The sequence below is a fragment of the Corallococcus sp. AB049A genome, assembly GCF_003668885.1.
Classification (GTDB): Bacteria; Myxococcota; Myxococcia; order Myxococcales; family Myxococcaceae; genus Corallococcus; species Corallococcus interemptor.
Genome location: NZ_RAWL01000590.1, coordinates 1 through 4,259 on the forward strand (window position 1 = coordinate 1; position 4,259 = coordinate 4,259).

The window sequence follows — 4,259 nt, forward strand, 5'->3', positions numbered from 1 at the left end:
ACCCCCACCCGCATCCTCGTGGCCGACGACCAGCCGGACGTGCTGGAGGCGTTGCGGCTGTTGCTCAAGCGCGACGGCTACACGGTGGTGAGCGCGCAGTCCCCCGCGGGCGTGAAGGCCACGCTGGACGCGGAGGACGTGGACCTGGTGTTGATGGACCTGAACTACGCGCGCGACACGACCTCCGGGCGCGAGGGCCTGGACCTGCTGGGCGAGCTGCGCGCGAGGGACGCGTTGCTGCCCGTGGTGGTGATGACGGCGTGGGGCAGCGTGGAGGGCGCGGTGGAGGCCATGCGCCTGGGCGCGCGCGACTACGTGCAGAAGCCCTGGGACAACACGCGCCTGCTGGCCACGCTGCGCACGCAGCTGGAGCTGGCTCGCGCGTTGCGGCGCGGCCGGCGGCTGGAGGAGGAGAACCAGCACCTGCGCCGTGAGCAGGGCGGGCGCTCGCCGCTGGTGGGTGAGTCGCGGGCGATGCTGCCGGTGCGCAGGCTCATCGAGCGGGTGGCGCCGTCGTCCGCGCCGGTGCTGGTGACGGGGGAGCACGGCACGGGCAAGGAGGTGGTGGCCCGGCTCATCCACGCGGCGAGCACGAGAGCGGACCGGCCCTTCGTCGCGGTGAACTCCGGCGGCCTGTCCGAGGGCGTCTTCGAGAGCGAGCTCTTCGGTCACGTGAAGGGGGCGTTCACGGACGCGAAGGCGGACCGCATCGGCTGCTTCGAGCTGGCGGACGGCGGCACGCTCTTCCTGGATGAGATTGGGAACATGCCGCTCACGCAGCAGGCGAAGTTGCTGCGGGTGCTCCAGACCGGGGAGCTGCACCCGGTGGGCTCGTCGAGGACGCGGCGCGTGGACGTGCGAGTGGTGAGCGCGACGAACGTGGACCTGGGCCGGGCGGCGGCGGAGGGCCGCTTCCGCGAGGACCTGCTCTACCGGCTCAACACGGTGGAGGTGCAGCTGCCGCCGCTGAGGGAGCGGCGCGAGGACATCCCGCTGCTCGCGGCGCACTTCCTGGCCGCGCAGGGCCAGCGCTACGGCCGACCCGGCATCCACCTGGGGCCGGGAGCCATGGAGGCGCTCATCGCGTACCCGTGGCCCGGCAACGTGCGCGAGCTGGAGCACGCGGTGGAGCGGGCGCTGCTGATGGCGGTGGGGGACCGCGTGGAGGCGGAGGACCTGCTGCTCAAGCGGATGGGCCCGCCGGGCGGAGGAAGCACGCGCCTGGAGGAGATGACGCTGGAGGAGGTGGAGCGCTACCTCATCGAGCGCGCGCTCGGACGGCATGACGGCAACGTGAGCGAAGCGGCGAAGGCGCTGGGCCTGTCGCGCAGCGCGCTCTACCGCCGGCTCCAGTACTACGGCATCAAGGGCGCAAGGTGAAACGCGGACCCCCGGCTCCGCAGGACCCGCACGAGCGCAAGTTCCCCGTGCCGCACGACCTGCGCGTGATGTGGCTCGCGGTCGTCGCAGGATTGCCCGCGGTCGTCGTGGCGCTCGCGCTCCTCTGGACGGGGGACTTCACCGCCAAGGTGCGCTGGACGCTCTCCGTCCTCGTGGTGGGCATCCACGCCGGAGCGTGTCTCGCCATCCGCGAGCGCGTCGTGCGGCCCCTGCACACCGTCGCGGGCCTGCTGGCCGCCCTGCGTGAAGGCGACTACTCCGTGCGCGGCCGGGGCGGACGCGCGGGCGATCCGCTGGGGGAAGTGCTGCTGGAGGTCAACGCGCTGGGCGACACCCTGCGCGAACAGCGCCTGGGCGCACTCGAAGCCGGGGCGCTGCTGGGCCAGGTCATGGAGGCCATCGACGTCGCGGTGCTCGCCTTCGACGCCTCCGGCACCCTCAAGCTGGTGAACCGCGCGGGCGCCCGGCTCGTGGGCCTGCCGCGCGCACAGTTGCTGGGGCAGCGCGCGGAAGCCCTCGGCTGGAGCGGCCTGCTGGAGGGCCCCGCCCCCCGCCGTCTCACGCGCGTCTTCGCGCAGCAGGACGGCGGACCGTATGAACTGTGGCGCGGCTCCTTCCGCGAAGGAGGACAACCCCACCAGTTGGTCGTGCTCACCGACCTGCGTCTGGCATTGCGCGAGGAAGAACGTGAAGCCTGGCGCCGGCTGGTCCGCGTGCTCAGCCACGAAATCAACAACTCCCTCACCCCCATCCACTCCATCGCGGACGCCCTCCGGGACACCCTCGCCCAGGTGCCGCGCCCCGAGGACTGGGAGGAGGACACCCGCCACGGCCTGGGCATCATCGCCCGCCGCGCGGAAGCCCTGTCCCGCTTCATGTCCGCGCACGCCCGGCTCGCGCGCCTGCCACCGCCCACCCTGGGGCCCGTGGACGTGGAGCCCTGGGTGCGGCGCGTGGTGGCCCTGGAGCCGCGCCGTGCCGTCGCCGTGCGCCCCGGCCCCGGCCTCACCGTGTCCGGGGACGCGGATCAGCTGGAGCAACTGCTCATCAACCTGGTGCGCAACGCCGTGGACGCCGTCCTGCCGGACGGAGGCCCGGGCGGTGTCTGGGTTTCGTGGGCCGTGCACGCGCCGGGCGCGGTGGAGGTCTGGGTGGAGGACGAAGGCCCCGGCCTCGCTGACACCGCCAACCTCTTCGTGCCCTTCTTCACCACCAAGCCCCAGGGCAGCGGCATTGGCCTGGCGCTCAGCCGGCAGATCGCCGAAGCCCACGGAGGCAGCCTGCGCCTGGAGAACCGCACCGGCGGCCGAGGCTGCCGGGCGAGGCTCAAGCTCCCGCTGGACGCTCCGCGCGCCTGAAGCCCTTCTTGCCGGGCGCGGCCTCGGGACCCGTGGGCATGGCGGGAGCGGCCTCGGCCTCCGGCACCGGCGCCGCCAGCCGGTAGAGCAGCGCGGTCGCCGCCCAGAAGAACAACACGGTGAAGCCCACGTGGACCCAGCGCGCCGCGGACCACTGCTGCAGCGAGCGAGGCAGCGCCTCCAACGCGACGAAGCCGCCCATCCACTGCCCCAGCCAGCACAGCGCCGTCACCCACACCAGGCGCTGCCATGACGCCACCCGCGAGCGCCCGAAGGCATACCGGTCCAGCGCCCACAAGAGCCCTACGGCGCAGCCCCACAGCGCCAGACGTGTCAGTGAAAGCCCCCGGTGCGAGGGACCCAGCGGGTTCAGCTCCAGCACCCCGAAGCTCGGCGCCAGGATGAGCACCTGCACCAGCAGCACCCGGCGCACGCGCTCCGACAGTCCCTTGAGGAGCTGCCCATACGTCCAGGTCAGCGCAATCATGGGGCCCTCCCTCGGGCACGAATGAGCGGTGCTGCAAGAGAAGAACGGTTCGCCCTTTATTTCTTGATTTATTTGTCTGGGATGGACTTCGGGCCTTACACAACCCAAGCAATCTCCCGGGGTTGGAGGGTCATCCGCAATGACTATTCAAAGATGGACACCTCGGAGAGGGTATAGAACTCAGCAGGTGGGGTGGTTCCGTCGTAGGTAAGGGATTCCACGGAGAGGCGCACGAAGCGCACGGGCCGGGTGCTGGAGAGGGGCACCTCCTGGAAGACCCGCTCCCGCATGCCCAGCAGGAGCGGCCCGTCCCCATAGGCCGATGCCCCCGCGGTCGGCTCGGCGTAGAAGCCGAACTGGGCCTCGAACAGCGACTGCTCGGTGGCGCTCAGGTCCCGCAGGACGACGTGTGCCAGGGATTGCCAGTGCTCGCCGTCCTCGCTGCCCTCCACGCGGAGCGAGTCCCTGCCGCCATAGCCTCGCAGGTACAGCAGCCCGCGCACCACCGCCTGGCGGGGCAGGATGGGCCGGGGCAGGGTGATGACGACGCCGTAGGACCGCGGGTCGGTCTCCTTCTCGAAGAAGTCCACCGGGGTGAGCTGTCCATCCGTGAATGGACAGACACCGCCGAAGGACGGCTCGCACGCGGCGCCGCGGCTGACGGGGCGCAGCGTCCCGGCGGGCAGCGGCTCCTGGCCGGTGCGCCACTCCAGCTGGAAGTCCACGGAGCTCGCCTGGCCGCCCAGGGGCGAGAATAGCCACGTCCCCGCGCTGGCGGCCCGCAGCTGGACCTGGGGCGAAGCGAAGTCCTCCAGGACATACGGGGACGGCGCCCACGGTGAGGTGGTGCCCGGCTGGCGCCAGAGCACTTCGCCGCCGGACGTGACCGACAGCAGGGGCTCCGGGGTGCTGGGCAGGATGGGGATGAAGACGCCGTCCTCGGAGAGCAGCTCCAGGGTGTCCGCCGTCACCGGCAGCGGCGGCGCCGGTGGCGCGGGTGGGAAGGCCACCTG

Annotated in this window: 4 protein-coding genes; 2 read left to right on the top strand and 2 right to left on the bottom strand. The window is 72.0% G+C overall.

Going from position 1 to position 4,259, the window contains the following annotated elements; genetic code table 11:
• A partial coding sequence (locus D7X55_RS36670) for a sigma-54-dependent transcriptional regulator (protein WP_407921813.1) occupies window positions 1–1,380 on the top strand: 1,380 nt, incomplete at its 5' end.
• A 68-nt stretch (window positions 1,381–1,448) separates the two neighbouring features.
• Window positions 1,449–2,759, top strand: coding sequence for a PAS domain-containing sensor histidine kinase (locus tag D7X55_RS36675; protein WP_120551806.1), 1,311 nt, complete (start codon window positions 1,449–1,451; stop codon window positions 2,757–2,759).
• Here D7X55_RS36675 and D7X55_RS36680 read toward each other — a convergent pair.
• Both D7X55_RS36680 and D7X55_RS36685 read right to left on the bottom strand, forming a co-directional pair.
• The gene (locus tag D7X55_RS36680) at window positions 2,728–3,246 is read right to left on the bottom strand and encodes a hypothetical protein (protein ID WP_120551799.1); all 519 of its coding nucleotides are present in this window, start codon (window positions 3,244–3,246) and stop codon (window positions 2,728–2,730) included. The genes D7X55_RS36675 and D7X55_RS36680 overlap by 32 nt on opposite strands.
• 143 nt (window positions 3,247–3,389) lie before the next feature.
• Window positions 3,390–4,259: hypothetical protein (locus D7X55_RS36685; protein WP_121725459.1), on the bottom strand; the 870-nt coding region annotated here is incomplete at its 5' end.